At 66.4% G+C, this 15,462-nt stretch carries 20 protein-coding genes; 8 read left to right on the forward strand and 12 right to left on the reverse strand.

Going from position 1 to position 15,462, the window contains the following annotated elements:
- Positions 1 to 290 (reverse strand): anti-sigma factor family protein (locus L6D77_RS22795; RefSeq protein WP_373870626.1); only part of this gene is annotated, 290 nt, incomplete at its 3' end.
- A complete protein-coding gene (locus L6D77_RS22800; RefSeq protein ID WP_232884034.1) occupies positions 287 to 805 on the reverse strand; it encodes a sigma-70 family RNA polymerase sigma factor in 519 nt (172 codons plus the stop codon). The genes L6D77_RS22800 and L6D77_RS22795, both read right to left, overlap by 4 nt.
- Positions 806 to 937: 132 nt before the next feature.
- Between L6D77_RS22800 and L6D77_RS22805 the strand changes: the two genes are divergently transcribed.
- The 5 genes from L6D77_RS22805 to L6D77_RS22825 all read left to right on the forward strand — a co-directional run bounded on the left by L6D77_RS22805 (position 938) and on the right by L6D77_RS22825 (position 4,720).
- The gene (locus L6D77_RS22805) at positions 938 to 1,984 is read left to right on the forward strand and encodes a catalase family peroxidase (RefSeq protein ID WP_232884035.1); all 1,047 of its coding nucleotides are present in this window, start codon (positions 938 to 940) and stop codon (positions 1,982 to 1,984) included.
- Complete coding sequence (locus L6D77_RS22810) at positions 1,981 to 2,514, forward strand: cytochrome b (RefSeq protein ID WP_232884036.1); 534 nt, start codon at positions 1,981 to 1,983, stop codon at positions 2,512 to 2,514. The genes L6D77_RS22805 and L6D77_RS22810 overlap by 4 nt, the downstream gene beginning before the upstream one ends.
- An 85-nt stretch (positions 2,515 to 2,599) precedes the next feature.
- On the forward strand, positions 2,600 to 3,805 hold the full coding sequence (locus L6D77_RS22815; RefSeq protein ID WP_232884037.1) for an MFS transporter: 1,206 nt from the start codon (positions 2,600 to 2,602) through the stop codon (positions 3,803 to 3,805).
- Positions 3,806 to 3,885: 80 nt separating this feature from the next.
- Positions 3,886 to 4,431, forward strand: a complete 546-nt coding sequence (locus tag L6D77_RS22820; protein WP_110995475.1) for a cupin domain-containing protein — start codon at positions 3,886 to 3,888, stop codon at positions 4,429 to 4,431.
- 7 nt (positions 4,432 to 4,438) lie between these two features.
- On the forward strand, positions 4,439 to 4,720 hold the full coding sequence (locus L6D77_RS22825) for a DUF7693 family protein (RefSeq protein WP_232884038.1): 282 nt from the start codon (positions 4,439 to 4,441) through the stop codon (positions 4,718 to 4,720).
- Here L6D77_RS22825 and L6D77_RS22830 read toward each other — a convergent pair.
- Both L6D77_RS22830 and L6D77_RS22835 read right to left on the reverse strand, forming a co-directional pair.
- Positions 4,717 to 5,310 (reverse strand): 2-hydroxychromene-2-carboxylate isomerase, encoded by a 594-nt coding sequence (locus tag L6D77_RS22830; protein ID WP_232884039.1) that lies wholly within the window; start codon positions 5,308 to 5,310, stop codon positions 4,717 to 4,719. The genes L6D77_RS22825 and L6D77_RS22830 overlap by 4 nt on opposite strands.
- Positions 5,311 to 5,337: 27 nt before the next feature.
- Positions 5,338 to 6,069: an SDR family oxidoreductase gene (locus tag L6D77_RS22835; RefSeq protein ID WP_232884040.1), complete on the reverse strand. Its 732-nt coding sequence runs from the start codon at positions 6,067 to 6,069 to the stop codon at positions 5,338 to 5,340.
- A gap of 89 nt (positions 6,070 to 6,158) precedes the next feature.
- Between L6D77_RS22835 and L6D77_RS22840 the strand changes: the two genes are divergently transcribed.
- Positions 6,159 to 6,722 (forward strand): TetR/AcrR family transcriptional regulator, encoded by a 564-nt coding sequence (locus L6D77_RS22840; protein WP_232884041.1) that lies wholly within the window; start codon positions 6,159 to 6,161, stop codon positions 6,720 to 6,722.
- Entirely contained in the window at positions 6,709 to 7,302 is a 594-nt protein-coding gene (locus L6D77_RS22845; RefSeq protein WP_232884042.1) for an eCIS core domain-containing protein, read from the forward strand. The genes L6D77_RS22840 and L6D77_RS22845 overlap by 14 nt, the downstream gene beginning before the upstream one ends.
- Before the next feature lie 41 nt (positions 7,303 to 7,343).
- Here the strand turns inward: L6D77_RS22845 and L6D77_RS22850 are convergent, their stop codons facing one another.
- Both L6D77_RS22850 and L6D77_RS22855 read right to left on the reverse strand, forming a co-directional pair.
- Complete coding sequence (locus L6D77_RS22850) at positions 7,344 to 8,114, reverse strand: class I SAM-dependent methyltransferase (RefSeq protein ID WP_232884079.1); 771 nt, start codon at positions 8,112 to 8,114, stop codon at positions 7,344 to 7,346.
- Positions 8,115 to 8,269: 155 nt separating this feature from the next.
- The gene (locus L6D77_RS22855; protein WP_232884043.1) at positions 8,270 to 9,244 is read right to left on the reverse strand and encodes a GlxA family transcriptional regulator; all 975 of its coding nucleotides are present in this window, start codon (positions 9,242 to 9,244) and stop codon (positions 8,270 to 8,272) included.
- Between the two features lie 101 nt (positions 9,245 to 9,345).
- Between L6D77_RS22855 and L6D77_RS22860 the strand changes: the two genes are divergently transcribed.
- Complete coding sequence (locus L6D77_RS22860; RefSeq protein WP_232884044.1) at positions 9,346 to 9,957, forward strand: LysE family translocator; 612 nt, start codon at positions 9,346 to 9,348, stop codon at positions 9,955 to 9,957.
- A gap of 42 nt (positions 9,958 to 9,999) precedes the next feature.
- On the opposite strand, the gene L6D77_RS22865 is transcribed toward L6D77_RS22860, so the two are convergent.
- From L6D77_RS22865 to L6D77_RS22890, 6 genes are read right to left on the reverse strand one after another with little or no spacing between them, the layout of a single operon-like run.
- The gene (locus L6D77_RS22865; protein WP_232884045.1) at positions 10,000 to 10,938 is read right to left on the reverse strand and encodes a LysR family transcriptional regulator; all 939 of its coding nucleotides are present in this window, start codon (positions 10,936 to 10,938) and stop codon (positions 10,000 to 10,002) included.
- 57 nt (positions 10,939 to 10,995) lie between these two features.
- Positions 10,996 to 11,913 carry a peptidylprolyl isomerase gene (locus L6D77_RS22870; protein ID WP_232884046.1) on the reverse strand — a complete coding sequence of 306 codons (918 nt, stop codon included), beginning with the start codon at positions 11,911 to 11,913 and terminating at the stop codon, positions 10,996 to 10,998.
- On the reverse strand, positions 11,910 to 12,371 hold the full coding sequence (locus L6D77_RS22875; RefSeq protein WP_232884047.1) for a YbjN domain-containing protein: 462 nt from the start codon (positions 12,369 to 12,371) through the stop codon (positions 11,910 to 11,912). The genes L6D77_RS22870 and L6D77_RS22875 overlap by 4 nt, the downstream gene beginning before the upstream one ends.
- 27 nt (positions 12,372 to 12,398) lie before the next feature.
- Positions 12,399 to 13,037 carry a DNA repair protein gene (locus tag L6D77_RS22880; protein ID WP_232884048.1) on the reverse strand — a complete coding sequence of 213 codons (639 nt, stop codon included), beginning with the start codon at positions 13,035 to 13,037 and terminating at the stop codon, positions 12,399 to 12,401.
- 24 nt (positions 13,038 to 13,061) lie between these two features.
- A complete protein-coding gene (locus L6D77_RS22885) occupies positions 13,062 to 14,744 on the reverse strand; it encodes a putative porin (RefSeq protein ID WP_232884049.1) in 1,683 nt (560 codons plus the stop codon).
- A 41-nt stretch (positions 14,745 to 14,785) separates the two neighbouring features.
- Positions 14,786 to 15,457, reverse strand: coding sequence for an energy transducer TonB (locus tag L6D77_RS22890; protein ID WP_373870627.1), 672 nt, complete (start codon positions 15,455 to 15,457; stop codon positions 14,786 to 14,788).
- Positions 15,458 to 15,462: the final 5 nt, after the last annotated feature.

Genomic DNA, 15,462 nt, shown 5'->3' on the forward strand with positions numbered 1-15,462 from the left:
CCCAACCCCACCGCCAGCACCAGCAACGCCGCCGAGGCCAGCCGCCGCTGCCGACGCTGGCGCAAGCGACGGCGCAGCGGGGCAAGGTCCAGTTCGGGGTCAACAGGCCGCTCGGCAAACCCCGCCAGAGCCGCCCGCAGGCGCCGGGCATCACTGCGCCACGCCTCGATCCGCGCCGCTTCCTGCGGGTTGGCTGCCAGCCAGGCCTCAACCTCCGCCCGGCGCTCTGGCGTCAGGCGCTCGTCGATGTAGGCATGCAGTTCATGCTCGGTGGGGATAAGACGGGTCATTTGAGTCTCCGCAGGGACGTTGGCGCCGGGTTGCCCTCGGTCAATTCACGCAGGGCGGCACGGGCGCGCGACAGGCGCGACATCACCGTGCCAATGGGGATAGCCAGGGTTTCGGCGGCCTCCTTGTAGCTCAAACCTTCGACGCTGACCAGCAACAGCAACGCCCGTTGCTCGGCCGACAGCCGCGCGAACGCCTGCAGGTCGGCCTGGGCCAGCACAATGGCTTCGGTATCGCCGCCCAGCGGTTCCTCGGCCTGGGTGCGGCCGAACCAGGCCAGCCAGCGCGTGTGCAGGCGTTCGCGGCGTTTGCCGTCGAGAAACAGCCGGTAAAGGATGGTGAACAGCCAGGGCCGCAGGCTGTCCATCTCACGCTGCTGGCCGCGCCGGCTGAGGGCGCGCTCGACCGTGGCCTGGACCAGGTCGTCGGCGCTGCCGGCTTCGCGGGTCAGCCACAGGGCGAAGCGGCGCAGCCGCTGCAGCAGTTCGCGCCATTGATGATCATCCAGGTCGTGCATGGTCGGGTTCCAGGCCCCAATGGGCAGTCAGTGTAAGTGGCAGACGGCGCAAGCGAAAATCTATTCCCTGATCGGGAATAAAAGTGCGCACCGCCCGTCGTACCGGCTCATTCACCGCCACCGGACCGCCCCATGAACACACCCCTGCACGGCCCCGCCAAAGCCCTGCGCCTGGCCGCCATCGGCGTCACGCTGGCCGCCCTCGGCGCGGGCTTCGCCTATGCCGCTGGCTGGATCGGCGCCGCCAAGCTCACGCCCCAGCGCATCATCGACACCTTTGAAGCCCAGGCCGGCCATCACCCCGGCTACCGGAAAAACCACGCCAAGGGCCTGTGCGTCAGCGGTTACTTCCAGAGCAGCGGCCAGGCTGCGCCGTTTTCCACGGCCCGGGTGTTCAGCCAACAGAAGGTGCCGGTGATCGGCCGCTTCGCCATCGGCGGCGCCAACCCCTTCGCCCCAGACACCGCAGTACCGGTGCGCAGCCTGGCCATCGAGCTGAGCAGCGATGACGGCCAGGTCTGGCGTACTGGCATGAACAACCCAACGGTGCTGGCGGTCAGCACACCCGAAGCCTTCTATGAACAGGTGCTGGCCGGCACCCCGGATCCGGCCACCGGCAAGCCGGACCCTGCAAAAATGCAGGCATTCTTCGCCGCCCACCCGGAAAGCGCGGCGTTCCGCCAGTGGGCGGCGGGCTACAAGCCCAGCGACAGCTTTGCCAGTACCGCCTACAACAGCATCAACGCCTTCCGCTTGATCGACGCCCACGGCAACAAACACCCGGTGCGCTGGTCGCTGGAGCCACAGACGCCGTTCGCCGCCCTGCCCGCCCAGGTCGATGACAAGCAGTTCCTCCAGCACGACCTCGCCCAGCGCCTGGCACAAGGCCCGTTGCGCTGGACCCTGCGCCTGACCCTGGCCGAGCCCGGCGACCCGGTGGACGACCCCGCCCGCCCCTGGCCCAGCGCGCGGCGCAGCGTCGACGCCGGCACCCTGGTGCTGGAGCAGGTGGACGGCCCCGAACAGGGTGCCTGCCGCGACCTCAACTTCGACCCACTGATCCTGCCCCACGGCATCGAACCGTCCGACGACCCGATCCTCGCCGCCCGCTCGGCGGCCTACTCGGTGTCGTTCAACCGCCGCAGCCATGAAGCCCTGAGTGAAGGAGCCCACCCATGACCCCCGCCGCTTTCCACCCCCTGGCCCGCCTGGTGCACTGGCTGATGGCGGTGCTGATCCTGGCCATGCTGTTCATTGGGGTGAGCATGGTCAGCGACCTGTCCACCCACCATCCCTTGATGGTCGAACTGCACAAGGCCACCGGCCTGGCGCTGCTGGTGCTGGTGATCCTGCGCATCACCCTGCGCCTGAGCCTGCCCCACCCGCCACTGCCGCGCGACCTGCCCGCCCTCCAGCGCCTGGCCGCCGGCGCCTCGCACCTGCTGCTGTACGCCCTGATGCTGGCCATGCCGCTGCTGGGCTGGGCGATGCTTTCGGCAGGCGGCTATCCGCGCCCGCTGCAGTTGCCGGCCATCGCCCCCCACGACCTGCAGCTGTACGCCGGGCTGCGCCAGGCACACGGCTGGGCCGGCTACCTGCTGTTCGCCACCGTGCTGGTGCACCTGGGCGCGGCGCTGATGCATGCCCTGGTGCGCCGCGACGGCGTGTTGCGTAGCATGTGGCCAGGCCCGCTGCGCCGGGGTGAATGAGCACCGGCAACGGCGCGGGGTCGACAGCTGTAAATAATGATTACTAACATCGGCGCTCATTTCGCCGATCTGCCCCGGACTGCCCATGAACGTCGCAAAGGACCCTGCCACCCTCACCCCGGCCAGCACCCTCGACCTGCGCCCGCTGCTGCTGGTCAACATGGCCTGCACCCTGTCGATGATGGCCTTCGTTGCCCTGATCGGCCCGATCGCCCGCCTGCTGGGCATGGCCACCTGGCAGGCCGGCGCGGCGGTCACCGTGGCCGGCGTGGTCTGGGTGCTGCTGGCCCGGCCTTGGGGCCGCGCCGCCGATCGCCTTGGCCGGCGCCGCGTGCTGTTGCTGGGCAGCGCCGGGTTCACCCTGGCCTACTGGCTGCTGTGCCTGTTCATCGACGGTGCTTTGCGCTGGCTGCCCGGCGCCACCCTGGCGTTCATCGGCCTGATGCTGACCCGCGGCCTGATCGGCGCCTTCTATGCGGCGCTGCCCGTCGCCGGCAACGCGCTGATCGCCGACCATGTCGAACCGCAGCGCCGGGCCCGGGCCATGGCCTCGCTGGGCGCTGCCAACGCCGTCGGCCTGGTGCTCGGCCCGGCCCTGGCGGCGCTTCTGTCACGCTACAGCCTGAGCCTGCCGTTCTACGTGCTGTCGGTGCTGCCGGCCACGGCGTTCGTGGTGCTGCTGTTCAAGCTCAAGCCACAGCCACTGCCCCAGCGCCATGCGCCAAGCCCGGTGCGGCTGTCCGACCCACGCCTGCGCCGGCCGCTGCTGGTGGCCTTCAGCGCCATGCTCAGCGTGACCGTGTCGCAGATCACCGTTGGTTTCTTCGCCCTTGACCGCCTGCACCTGGCGTCGGGCGAGGCCGCCCAGGCGGCCGGGGTGGCGCTGACCAGCGTGGGCGTGGCGCTGATGCTGGCGCAGGTGTTGCTGCGCCAGCTCGAATGGCCACCGCTGAAGATGATCCGCGTGGGCGCCAGTGTTTCAGGGCTGGGCTTCGCCGCCGCATCCTTTGCCGTCAGCGCCCCCTGGCTATGGGCGGCGTTCTTCATTGCCGCATTCGGCATGGGCTTCGTCTTCCCGGCCTTCTCGGCCATGGCGGCCAATGCCATGCACGCCTCGGAACAGGGGGCTACCGCCGGTTCCGTCGGCGCCGCACAGGGCATGGGTGCGGTGATCGGGCCCTTGGCCGGCACGCTGGTGTATGCCGTCGATCCGCGCTTGCCGTTCCTGGCCGTGGCCGCCTTGCTGTTGCTGGTCGGGCTATGGCCCACACCGGCCGACAAACGCCACTGATACGCACAGCGCGCAAGGCAGCCAGAGTGTGTTTTAATGCGTCGCCCATTATTTTTTACACCTCTGCAAACAAGGCGGCTATGGACACGGGGACACGACTCAAACTGGTGCGTGAACGCAACAACCTCTCGCAACGGGAACTGGCCCGTCGCAGCGGCCTGACCAACTCGACGATCTCGCAGATCGAACAGAACCGCGTCAGCCCCTCGGTCAGCTCCCTGAAGAAACTGCTCGAAGGCATCCCCATGTCCCTGGCGGAATTTTTCAGTTTCGACGAGCCGGTGCGCGAAGAGCGCTTTGTGTTCCGCGGCGGCGAACAGCCCGACCTGGGCCGCAACGGCCTGCGCATGCTGCTGGTCGGCGCCAGTGTCGAAGGCCGGCAGATGCGCATGCTGCGTGAGCTGTATGCCCCCGGCGCCGACTCCGGCGAGCCGATCGTGCACGCAGAGGGCGAAGAGTGCGGCCTGGTCACCCGCGGCACCATGGAACTGTGGGTCGACGGCCAGGTGAGCATCCTCAACGCTGGCGACGGCTACTACATCCCCACCACCCTCGCCCACAGCTTCAAGAATATCGGCCCGGACGAGGCCGAGATCATCAGCGCCAACACCCCGGCGAACTTCTGATTCCGCGATGGCCCTGGTCAGCAGCCGTGAAGCCTACCAGTGCCTGCGCGACGCCGCCCTTGGCGTTGCGCCGCTGGAGATCATCGCCCGGGCCACAGAGGTGGCCGTGTGCATCGATGGCTGGCGCTTGAGCCTGGCCCTGGACGACGAAGGCCTGGCCCATTGCAGCCAATGCGCAAGCCCCGACGGCCGCCAGGGCAAGCTCGAGGATTGGCACCGTTACGGCACCAACCCCGTCGATCACCTGAGCCTGTGGGAACGCCAGCGCATCGAACAGCTGCTGGCCTAGCGCGCCAAAGCCTCCTCGACGAAGTCCAGGCGATCCTGGCCGAAGAACATCTGCTCACCGACAAAGCAGGTCGGCGCACCAAACACACCGCGTGCCACGGCCTGCCCGGTGGCGTCCTTCAAGGCCTGCTTGACCTCATCCTGCCCGGCCAGCCCCAGCAGCGCCTCGGGGTCAAAACCACCCTCCCTCAGCGTTGCTTCGAGCACTGCAGCATCCGACAGGTTGCGCTGCAGCACCCACATTCCCTCGAACAACACCTTCAACAGCGCCTCGAAACGCTCCGGCGCCCGCAGTTGCGTGCCCATGACCCCGCGCATCAGGTTCAGGGTATTGGCCGGAAACCCAGGCGGCAGCCCAAACGGCACGCCATAGCGATCAGCGAATCGCGCAAGGTCGGTGAACATGTAGCGCCCCTTGGCCGGCACCATCACCGGTGAAGCATTGCCGGTGGCCTGGAACACCCCGCCCAGCAGCATCGGCCGGTACAGCAACTGCGCATCGTGGCGTGCACACAGTGCGGGGAGCTGGGTCCAGGCCAGGTAACTGGCCGGGCTGCCCAGGTCGAAATAGAACTCAACGGTCTTGCTCATTCGGCAGTCCTTTCATGAGGGAGGGGGTTACCAGCGTTCGATCCACGGCCGCAGGTCCAGCTCGAAGGTCCAGGCATCCCGCGGTTGTGCGTGGAGGAACCAGTAGCTGTCGGCGATATGCGCAGGATCGAGGATGCCGTCCTGGTCCTTCAACGCGTATCGCTCTGGGAAGCTGTCACGGATGAAAGCAGTGTCGATGGCGCCATCGACCACCACATGGGCGACATGGATATTCCGTGGGCCCAGCTCCCGCGCCATGCTCTGGGCCAGGGCGCGCAAACCATGCTTGGCCCCGGCGAAGGCCGCGAAACCAGCGGCGCCGCGGGTGCCGGCAGTGGCGCCGGTGAACAGGATCGTGCCCCGCTCGCGCTGGGCCATGCGCCGCGCCACCGCTTGCGCCGTAAGGAAGCCGGCGAAGCAGGCCATCTCCCAGATCTTGAAGTACTTGCGCGGCGTCTCGTCGAGGATGCTGCAAGGCACATTGGCGCCGATATTGAAGACAAACGCCTCGATCGGGCCGATATCGCGCTCGATGGTCTCGACCAGCTCGGCCACCTCCTCTTCCTTGCGCGCATCCGAGCCAAAGCCATGGGCCTGGCCGCCTGCGGCACGAATCTCGTCCAGCAACGGCTGCAGCTTCTCGGCCTGGCGCCGGGTCACGCAGGCGGTGTAGCCCTCGCGGGCGAAGCGCTTGGCGATCTCGCCGCCAGTGGCATCCCCCGCACCGATCACCAGCACGACTTTTTGTTGTTCTGCCATGGACCTCTCCATTGATGAATGATCGTTTAGTAAACGAACGCTATGCTACGATCACGCCACCGTCAAGCCAGCGCAACGAGGTCCTGTGCATGCGCTACTCCACCGAACACAAGCAACAGACCCGCGAGAAACTGCTGGCCAGCAGCGGCGCGCTGGCCAAACGCGGCGGCTTCGCCAGCACCGGCGTGGCCGGGTTGATGAAGGCCATCGGCCTGACCGGCGGCGCGTTCTACAACCACTTCCCGTCCAAGGACGACCTGTTCACCGAGGTGGTCCGCCGCGAGCTGTGCAACAGCCCGCTGGCGCGCCAGGCCAACCGCGGCACCGACCGCGCGCGGCTCAAGCGCCTGCTCGAGCAGTACCTGAGCCTCGCCCACCTGCACAACGCCGAAGGGGGCTGCCCGCTGCCACCACTGGGCGTGGAGATCGCCCGTGCCGAACGCCCGGTGCGCGAGGAGGCCGAGCACTGGCTGGTGGAGCTGCACCGGGCCTGGAGCGACACCCTGCAGGACCCGCAACTGGCCTGGGCGCTGCTCAGCCAGTGCGTCGGCGCGCTGGTGGTCGGGCGTATGCTTGCCAGCGAGCCGGTGCAGGAACAGCTGCTGGAGGCCAGCCGCGCGCTGGTCGGCAAGGTGCTCGATGAAGATCGCTAGTGCCCTGTTCGGTCTACTGCTTGCGCTCCCCGCCTTCGCCCAGCGGAGCTGCCCGAGCGGCGAATACCAGGTGTGCCTGGTGGTATGCTTCTGCGCCCCGCTCGACCCCAACCAGGGCGGCCAGGTGCTGCAGGATGTGGAGCGCATGGCCACCGCCAGCCTGGTGTTCGCCCTGCGCCAGGCCCGCGATGACGCCACCAACAGAGGCACCCAGCCGATCCCGCTGCATATCCGTGCCCAGCTTGAAACCTGGTACGACTTCGCCGTGCTCGACAGCGTGCGCTATCAAGTGGGTGACGAGCAGCAGGTCAGCGCCGCCAATGCCATGCTGCAAAACCCCGATGTAAACGCCGTGACCCTGATCGATACGGTGATCTTCCGCCGCGCAGCCGATGCCGAGGACAACGTGGCGCTGTGGGCCCACGAGCTCAAGCATGTGCAGCAGTACCAGGAGCTGGGGGTAGAGGAATTCGCCCGGCGCTATACCCGCAACTACGAAGATCTCGAGGGCCCGGCCTACGCCATCGAGGCGCAAGTGGCCAAGGCATTGCACGAGCGCAGCGCGGGTGGCGCACGTTGATTCGGTCATGAATGGGGGCTTTTAAGTTGAAACGGTCTGATTCAATCCAGACGGCGACATAAATAAGCGTGGGTCTGATAAGGGAACTCAATGGTCTTGCGCCCGCGCAGAGCCGGATGGGTCTGAATCAAATCCATCAGTTGATCAGCCACCCCCTGCTTCTCTTTGGACGGTAGCGCCGCGATGAAGCTCACTGACAGGAAGCGATCCAGGATGACAGACTTGGCGCTGCCTGAATGGATGTAATCAAAACAGGTCAATTCGGGCTCCGAGAAGTAGCCGCTCTTGAACGGTAGTCGCCAGTCTCCGGTGTGAAAGCGTGGGGTATCGCCTTCGTAGGGAGTGATGATCTTAGTGATGGCAGCCACCCAGTCCACTGACTCATCACGCACATTCCAGATCAGTCCGAGCCGGCCGCCCGGTTTGAGCACTCGGTGAATCTCACCGAGTGCTGTTTCATTCGCGAACCAGTGGAAGGCCTGGGCGCATATGAGCGCCTGCGCCGCTCCAGCCTCGAGGGGAATAGATTCGGCCGTACCCTGCAGAATCTTGGCGTCCGGTAGATGCTTGGCAAACTCGATGCGCATAGCCTTTACCGGCTCGACGGCAATGACATCAATGTCCATTGAATCCAGGAGTCGAGTGAGCTTGCCGGTACCGGCGCCTAAATCAATAACCGTCGATCCGGGGCTGATGGCCAACGCATCCCTGAACCATGTACGTATTTCGCTTGGATAGTCCGGGCGCCCCTGCGTATAGGTACTGGCTTCTGTTGAGAAACCTACCTGAGCAGCCTTATGAACAATTGTCATGTCCAGCGACCCTCTGCGTGAATGAGCGATAAACACATCATGCGGCGTGTTTGGATCATCATCCATATAGGTCGTCACTGTCAGCAATCACACTGCATGTCGTTATCAGGCAAGACGTGATTGCCGGACGCTTATGTAGGAGCGACTCTCATCTGTTAATCCGCAGCCCGACTGCTGCGCAAGGCAGACGCCGTACAACCAAACCGCCGCCGCACGCACTTGCCCAGGTAACTCCCATCCCCCAACCCCACTTCCTCGGCAATCTGCGCCAGGCTGTGGCTGCCATTGACCAGCCGCCAGCGCGCCTGCTGCAAGCGCAGCTCCAGCCACCAGGCCTTGGCGCTCATGCCGTGGCTGGCCTGGAACTGGCGGTCGAGCTGGCGCCGGCTGATGCCCAGCTGCGCCGCCAGTTGCTCGATCGATAACCCCGATGCCAGATGATGGCGCATCAGCGCAGTGGCCCGCTGCACCTGACGCCCGTGCCCCGCCCCTGCTTCCAGTGAGCGCAGGGCATGACGGCTGTCGCGGCTCTCGTCCACCAGCATGTCAGCCAGACCCTTGAGCGCCCGGGCCCGGCCACTGGCGCGGGCGATCAGTTCCACTGCCAGGTCGATGGCTGCAGTGCCTCCCGCGCAGGTGATACGGCTACCGTCCATGCAATACAGCTGTTCGGTCAGCACCTGCACCCTGGGGAATGCCGCACGAAACTCGGCCTCGTGGCGCCAGTGCACCACCACCTTGTGCCCGTCCAGCACACCGCAGGCGGCCAGCAGGAACACCCCATTGTCAACGCCCACCAGCTTCACCCCGGCCTTGGCCGCCTGTTTCAACAGGGCCCGGTAACGCGGGGCAAGCGCAACCGTGGCCCCCGCACTGCGCCCGCCAAACAGCACCAGGTAGTCGTAATCGCGCCAAACCACCTGTTCGACACTGGCTTCGACCTGCACCACCGCGCCACTGCTGGACACCACCGGTGCCGCGTCCAGCCCGAGCACGGTCCAGCTGCAATAGCGCTGGCGGCTGTAGTCCTCGTCGTCGGCGGAGAAGCGCAGCTTGTCGAGGAAGGCACCGAACGGCAGCAGGGCGAACTCCGGCACGGGCAGGATCAGCAGGCGCAAGTCAGGGGTCATGCAGCATGTCCAGGTATTACCGTCAGATGTCCAGATCATACCCCTAAACGCCAGCCACCCTGCCCTACACTGGCGCCCTGCAAACCTATAAGGAATACCCCATGGCACTCGACACCTGGCTCATCTACCTGCTCGCCAGCATCGGCCTGTCGCTGACACCCGGCCCCAACAGCCTGCTGGCGCTGACCCACGGCGCGTTGTATGGCGCACGGCGCACGCTGTTCACCATCGTCGGCGGGGTATTCGGTTTCAGCGCCCTGATCGCCCTGGCCATGTTCGGCCTGAGCGCCCTGCTGCAAGCGTCTGCCTCGGTGCTGACGGTGCTCAAGTGGGTCGGCGGCGCCTACCTGGTGTGGCTGGGCATCCAGCTGTGGCGTACCCCGGCGCTGCACCTGGAACTGAACGCGGGCAACACCCGGCTGGGCAATGCCGGGCTGTTTCGCCAGGGCTTCCTGTCGGCCATGGCCAACCCCAAGGTGCTGCTGTTCTATGGCGCCTTCCTGCCGCAGTTCATCGACCCGCAACGCGGCCTGGCCATGCAGTTCGTGGTGATGGCGGCGACATTCGCCAGCGTGGAGTTCTTCGTCGAGTACCTGCTGGCCCGCCTGGCCTATCGCATCCGGCCTTGGTTGAGCAAGGGTGGAAAAGGTTTCAACCGCTGCTGCGGCGGGCTGTTCGCACTGATTGGCCTGGCATTGCCGCTGGGGCGATGAGGCCAGCACAGCCAGTGAACATCATTGGCACGGGTCGGCCACTCAAAACCAGTCCCGACGCTCGTCGAAGGTAGCCTTGATCGACTCCGCCAGGCGTAACACCAACGGGTCTTTGGCCGATTGCCGGTTGAGCATCAGCCACACCCCCCGCTGCATCGGCTGCGCCACCACCCCTGGCAAGGGCATCAGGCTGCGGTCGCTCTTGGCGGCATAGTGCGGCAGCAGGCCGATGGAGGCACTGCAGCGGATCAGCTGGACGAACATCTCGTAACCCTCCAGCTGCGTGACACCGCCCTCGTGCGCCGCCAACACGCGGTGCCAGGGCTCCAGGGCCGGTACGTGCCGATCGGCCTGCCACTGCAGCAGCATGTAGTCCTGCAGGGCCTGGGCATTGGTTGGCCGATTGGCCTCTCGGCAGTACCGCTTGGCGATGTGCGGCAGGTAATCGAGCACGGCCAGGCGCTGCGCCTGGCCGTCGTCGAACGGCGCTGGCGGCGGTTGCAGGGCATCGTCGCTCAGGCACAGCAACACGTCGGTGTCGCTGCCGGGCTGGCTGACCAGTTCCAGTCGTACCCCCGCCAACTGGCGGATGAAGGTCACCAGGTTGCGCCCGAGAAAATCCCGCAACAGCGGCTCACACACGGCAAGACGCAGCTGGCGGACCGCCGAGGCATCGGCCAGCCGCTCCTGGCGCGCCTCCAGCATGTTTTTCAATTGCCTGCCCTGGCGGGTCAGGACCACGGTGTGGTCGCGGTTGACGAACAGCACCACGCCCAACTGGGTTTCCAGCCGGGCGAGTTTCTTGCGCAGTACCGGGGCCGTCAGGTTGAGGCTGCGGGCCGCCTGCATGAAGCAGCCACAGCGGGCGCTGGCAAGAAAACACGCCAGCATCGTTTCGTCATAGGGTGTCGGCGGCGTCGAGCCGTCGCCATAGGTGAGTCGTTCGATCGGGGAATGCCCCTGCACCTCTAACATCGGCATCCTTGCCTCCTTGTCCGGGCCTGCTCGCGCGGCCCGGCGGTCCTTGTCTGAAAGGTCTCAGTGTGGGTTGTCACCCAGTTGCTGCAGCGCCGCACCATCGATGCTCAGGGTCGCCATGTTGAACAGGCCATCGACATAGGCCTTGGCCGTCTGCTCCTGACGCTGGGCGCGCAACACCTGGCGCAGGCGCGGTGCGACCTCCTCGAGGGTGGCCAGGCGCGGCGCTTGCCGCTCGATCAGCTTGACCACATGGAACCCGGCCTCGCTCTGCACCGGCTCACTGACCGCGCCCACCGCCAAGCCGCGCACCACCTCGCGTACCGCAGGCAACAGCTGGGCCAGCGGCTGCAAACCGGTGTCACCGGCGCCTGCGTCCTGGGATTGTGCCTTGGCCAGGGCGGCGAAGTCGGCATTGGCGGCCTGCGCACGCTTGCTCAGTGCCTGGGCCTGCTTGCGTACCTCCTCGCTGCCGCCGGCAAGGAAAATCTGCTGCAACCGGTAACGCTCCGGCAACTGCAGTTCGGCCTTGCTGGCGTCGTACGCCTGCTGCAACTCCTCGGCCGATGGGTATGCCTCGGGCACCTGGCTGACCGAAGCCAGGTAGTCACGCAGCACGATCTGCTCGGTGGCGGTGCGGGTCTGGCGCACCACCTCCGGGCGCTCGCGCCAGCCCTGGGCCTCGGCCTGCTGATACAGGGCCTTCTCGGCCAGGCGCGAGCGCACCCAGCCCTCCAACGCCTGGCGATCGCCACGCAGCTGATTGGCCGTGGCGTCGGGCAGTTGCGCGAGCATGGCCCGTACTTCCTCGATGCTGACCTGTTGGTCCCCCAGCCGGGCCAGGGCAGTGCCCTGGCTGGCCGCTACCTCAGGCGTACGGCTGGCGGCCACGGGTTCCACCCCGGGGCGCAGTGCCAACCCTACGGCGATGCCCAGCACGGCCAGCGCGCCAGCGCCGGCCCACAGCCGACGATTCAAGACGCGCGCTCCGTTTCAGCCTCGACGGTTTGTGCGGCGTGGCGGCTGAAGTCGCGCAGGTAGGTGATGAATTCCTGCAGCAGGCGGTCCCACAGCTGCAGGTGGTTGAGCAGGTGCCTGGCACTGACGCCGTCGCTGACCAGCACGTCCAGCTCCATCACCAGGAACTCGCCCTGGCGGTACAGGCGGGCGAAGCGCCGCGATGTGCTCCAGTGCTCCACCACGCCCTCGGGCAGTTCCCCCTGGATGCGCAATGCGCAGCTGAAGGTGAAATCGAGGTACTGCCCCTCGCTTGGCGCCGGGTTGCCCAGGCGCACGGCAAAGCCGATGCCTTGGCTGGCGCTGAGCAGTTGCACCAGGCCGTTCTGCTCGCTGCGGTTGACCCGCAGTCCGGCGTCCTGCAGCAGGCTGGTGAGGGTCTCGACGTTCACGCTTTCGATCAGGGCTTGTTCAGTCATGGTCTTGCTCCTTGTGTTGTCGATAAGTCATTGCGTAGCGCGTGCTTGCGCCGCATCGAACTGTGTCTGGTATAGACGATCCCCGAAGGTTTGCGCCATTTCTTCGAACTTGACCCGTGCGCTGCCGGCGAAGGGTTGGCGCATTTTCATCACATCGGCGATGTCGATTTTTTCATAGGCCTGGAGGATTTCCTGGGCCACGCCATACATCTGCTGGTTCTTCTGCGCGCACTGCTGCACCTCGCTGTCACGCGCCCCCAGCTGGCCGGCCAGGGTGGTGCGCTCGGCCTCCTTGGCCCGGGCCATCACCAGCAGCTCGTCATAGGCCTGCTTGTACTTGCCCAACTGCTCGTTGCTGCTGGCCACCAGCGCCTGGGCCTGGCTGTGCAGCGCCTGCTGCTGGCCAGCCAGTTGCTCGGCCTGGCCGCGCGCGCGGGCAAGCTCGGCGGCCAATTGCTTGACCTGGGCCTGGGCCGCATCGCGTTGCTGCTCGGCGCTCTGGCGCGCCGCGCTGGCCTGGGCCTGCTCGCTCTGCAGCGCCTGCAGCTGTTGCGCGGTGCTGCGCAACTGGGCCCGCAAGCGCTCTTCCAGGGTCTGCGCCGAGGCGCTGGCGGCCAGGCACAGGCCGAGCGACAGCAGCAGCGCCCGGTAGGCTCGCTTGTTCATGGTCGGTCTCCTGATCGGCGCCCGTTAGAAGCGCGTGTTGATTTCAAGTTGCAGCACATCGATGTCGAACGGCGCGCCATACACCGCCTCGGAGCTCAGCCAGCGGGCCGTGGCGACGATGTTCTTCTCCAGGCCATAGTTGGCCCCCAGCACGTAGCCCTTGGCGTTGGTGCCGCCGAGGTGGAACGACGAGTCGTTGAAGCCGTCCGGCATGGCATCGGGCTCGATGTAGCGGTAGCCGGCGAACAGGTTCCAGTCGCCGCGCTTGCTCAGCTCCAGGGCGTTGCCCAGGGTGAACTGCAGCAACCAGGCATCGCCACCGCTGTCCAGGTTGCCGTTGCTGTCGCGGTTGTTGGCGAACTGGCCGGCCGAGCGTTTGCGCATGTCACCTTCGTCGTAGGCCAGGTTATGCACGTAGTTGCCGTGGCTGCGCAGCTTGAGGTCGCCCGGCAAGTCGGTGTCCCAGATCAGGTTCAGGTCGAGCAGGTCGAACTCCGAAGCCAGGCCCACGAACTGCGGCTGCGGGGTGTTTTCCGGGTTGGCCGGGTTGAGGCTGATATCGCGCAGCTGGAACAGGGTGTTGCCCTTCTGCATGAAGGTCGGGCGGCTGCCGTCGGTGTCGCAGCCAGGCTCCCCCGCCCATGGCGCACAGGGTGACGACCGTTGCCCGGCGATGTCGTCGAAGCGGTAGTAGGCCAGCGCGCCGGTCAGGCGGTTGCTGTCGTTGAGCTGCCACTTGCTGCCCACCTGCACCCCGTACAACCACTTGTTATCGCTTTCTTCCTTGTCGAAGCCGTTGCTGCTGGAGGTGTCCTGGGTGTACTCCACCGGGAACGCGCCAAGGGTGCCAAACAGGTTCAGGCCGTCGTTCAACGGCTGGTCGAAGATCGCCGCGACGCCGTCGAAGTTCAGGTCGCGCGAGTACAGCATGTCGGTGGACAGGAACGGGTTGGCAATGCGCCCACCGGTCAGGGTCAGGCGCGGGTCGGGTTGCCAGGACAGGTAGCCACGGTCCAGCCACAGGTCTTTCTTGCCAAAGCCACCGCCCAGGGTCTGGGTGGTCGACACCGGGTTGTCGTCGCTGCCGGTGCCGATGCGAATGCCTGCAGTCCAGGTTGGCGACAGCACCGCGGTGAGGCCGAAGCGCGCACGCAGGCGCAGCAGGTTGTCGCGGTCTTCGCGGGTGTTGAGCAACGGCGGCAGGCTGCGGCTGGTGTTGGGGTTGACGTCGTACGGGCCCTTGTCGTTGAGCTTGGCGAAGTCGACGATCTCGTTGCTGTTGCCGTCGGCGTAGTAGCGCGATTCGCTGCGCAGGCGTACATCACCGTCGAAGCTGATGCGCGAGGCCCAGTCCGGGAAGGTATTGGGCGCGGCCCAGTTTTCCTGCTTGGCGGTGCTCATCACCTCGGCCTTGATCTCGTCGCGGATCTGCTCGCGGACAATGGCCGGCACGTACTGCACGCGCACCTCACCGTTGGCTGCCGGCACCGCGGCAACGCTGGCACGGGCCTGCTGGGCCTCGGTCTCGGCCTGCTGGATCAGGGCGTTGGCATGGTCCTGCTTGATCACCCCTTGCTCCACCAGCAGGCGGATCAGGTTGACCGTGGCGTTCTGCGACGGTGCCGGGGCTTGCGCCATGGCCGGGCCGACCGTCGCCAGCAGCGTCAGGCCGATCGCGGCGGTCAGTCGGTTAACTGTGCACATCATGGGTGTACCGCTCCTAAAAGTCTGTCGTGCAGTGGCTGTGTTCATGGTCGGCGCCCGCTCAAGTTGACCCGCAACGGCATCGGCAGGTCGGCGGGCGGGCGTTGCTGCATGGGCGGCGAGCCGAGCAAGGTGGCGACGATCCGCGCATCGTTCTGCGCATTGCCGCTGGAGCGCTGCAGCTCCACGCGGGTGATCTCGCCGATTTCGCTCAGCCACACCTCGGCTTGCAGATTGAAGGTCTGGTTGCGCAGCTCAGGGTCTTCGCGCAGCAGTTTCTGCATGGCGTAGGCCATGAACTGGTTGTAACCGCCGTTGCCCATGCCCCCGCCGCCGCCGGCCATGCCGCCGCCCTTGCCGGCGCCAACGTTGAAGGCGTCGTTGCCAGCCTGCGCATCGCCATCCATCTGCATCGGGTTGGCCATGTCTTCGGCCGGGTTGGGCGGCGCCTCCTCGGCGGGCTTGACCTCTTCGGCCTCGGGCACCGGCTGCGGCTCGACGATCTTCTCCTCCACCGGCTCCGGCTCCTTGGGCGGTTCCGGAGGGGGCGGCGGTGGCGGTGGTGGCAAGGGGATGATCGCCGGGATCTTCGGCGCCTCGCGGCGCACGCCGCTCATGTCGTTGGCCCACTGCCACAGCAGCCAGGCGCCCAGCACGCCAAGCACGGCCAGGCCTGCGATCACCAGCAACCGGCGGCTATCGAATGTCTGCTTCATCGCGC

The organism is Pseudomonas parasichuanensis (genome assembly GCF_021601385.1).
In the GTDB taxonomy this organism is placed as follows: Bacteria; Pseudomonadota; Gammaproteobacteria; order Pseudomonadales; family Pseudomonadaceae; genus Aquipseudomonas; species Aquipseudomonas parasichuanensis.

Bases quoted from the DNA above. Each gene is read 5' to 3' on its own strand.
- L6D77_RS22800 (WP_232884034.1), bottom strand. From the start codon at position 805: ATGCACGACCTGGATGATCATCAATGGCGCGAACTGCTGCAGCGGCTG.
- L6D77_RS22805 (WP_232884035.1), top strand. From the start codon at position 938: ATGAACACACCCCTGCACGGCCCCGCCAAAGCCCTGCGCCTGGCCGCC.
- L6D77_RS22810 (WP_232884036.1), top strand. From the start codon at position 1,981: ATGACCCCCGCCGCTTTCCACCCCCTGGCCCGCCTGGTGCACTGGCTG.
- L6D77_RS22815 (WP_232884037.1), top strand. From the start codon at position 2,600: ATGAACGTCGCAAAGGACCCTGCCACCCTCACCCCGGCCAGCACCCTC.
- L6D77_RS22820 (WP_110995475.1), top strand. From the start codon at position 3,886: ATGGACACGGGGACACGACTCAAACTGGTGCGTGAACGCAACAACCTC.
- L6D77_RS22825 (WP_232884038.1), top strand. From the start codon at position 4,439: ATGGCCCTGGTCAGCAGCCGTGAAGCCTACCAGTGCCTGCGCGACGCC.
- L6D77_RS22830 (WP_232884039.1), bottom strand. From the start codon at position 5,310: ATGAGCAAGACCGTTGAGTTCTATTTCGACCTGGGCAGCCCGGCCAGT.
- L6D77_RS22835 (WP_232884040.1), bottom strand. From the start codon at position 6,069: ATGGCAGAACAACAAAAAGTCGTGCTGGTGATCGGTGCGGGGGATGCC.
- L6D77_RS22840 (WP_232884041.1), top strand. From the start codon at position 6,159: ATGCGCTACTCCACCGAACACAAGCAACAGACCCGCGAGAAACTGCTG.
- L6D77_RS22845 (WP_232884042.1), top strand. From the start codon at position 6,709: ATGAAGATCGCTAGTGCCCTGTTCGGTCTACTGCTTGCGCTCCCCGCC.
- L6D77_RS22850 (WP_232884079.1), bottom strand. From the start codon at position 8,114: ATGACAATTGTTCATAAGGCTGCTCAGGTAGGTTTCTCAACAGAAGCC.
- L6D77_RS22855 (WP_232884043.1), bottom strand. From the start codon at position 9,244: ATGACCCCTGACTTGCGCCTGCTGATCCTGCCCGTGCCGGAGTTCGCC.
- L6D77_RS22860 (WP_232884044.1), top strand. From the start codon at position 9,346: ATGGCACTCGACACCTGGCTCATCTACCTGCTCGCCAGCATCGGCCTG.
- L6D77_RS22865 (WP_232884045.1), bottom strand. From the start codon at position 10,938: ATGCCGATGTTAGAGGTGCAGGGGCATTCCCCGATCGAACGACTCACC.
- L6D77_RS22875 (WP_232884047.1), bottom strand. From the start codon at position 12,371: ATGACTGAACAAGCCCTGATCGAAAGCGTGAACGTCGAGACCCTCACC.
- L6D77_RS22880 (WP_232884048.1), bottom strand. From the start codon at position 13,037: ATGAACAAGCGAGCCTACCGGGCGCTGCTGCTGTCGCTCGGCCTGTGC.
- L6D77_RS22885 (WP_232884049.1), bottom strand. From the start codon at position 14,744: ATGATGTGCACAGTTAACCGACTGACCGCCGCGATCGGCCTGACGCTG.
- L6D77_RS22890 (WP_373870627.1), bottom strand. From the start codon at position 15,457: ATGAAGCAGACATTCGATAGCCGCCGGTTGCTGGTGATCGCAGGCCTG.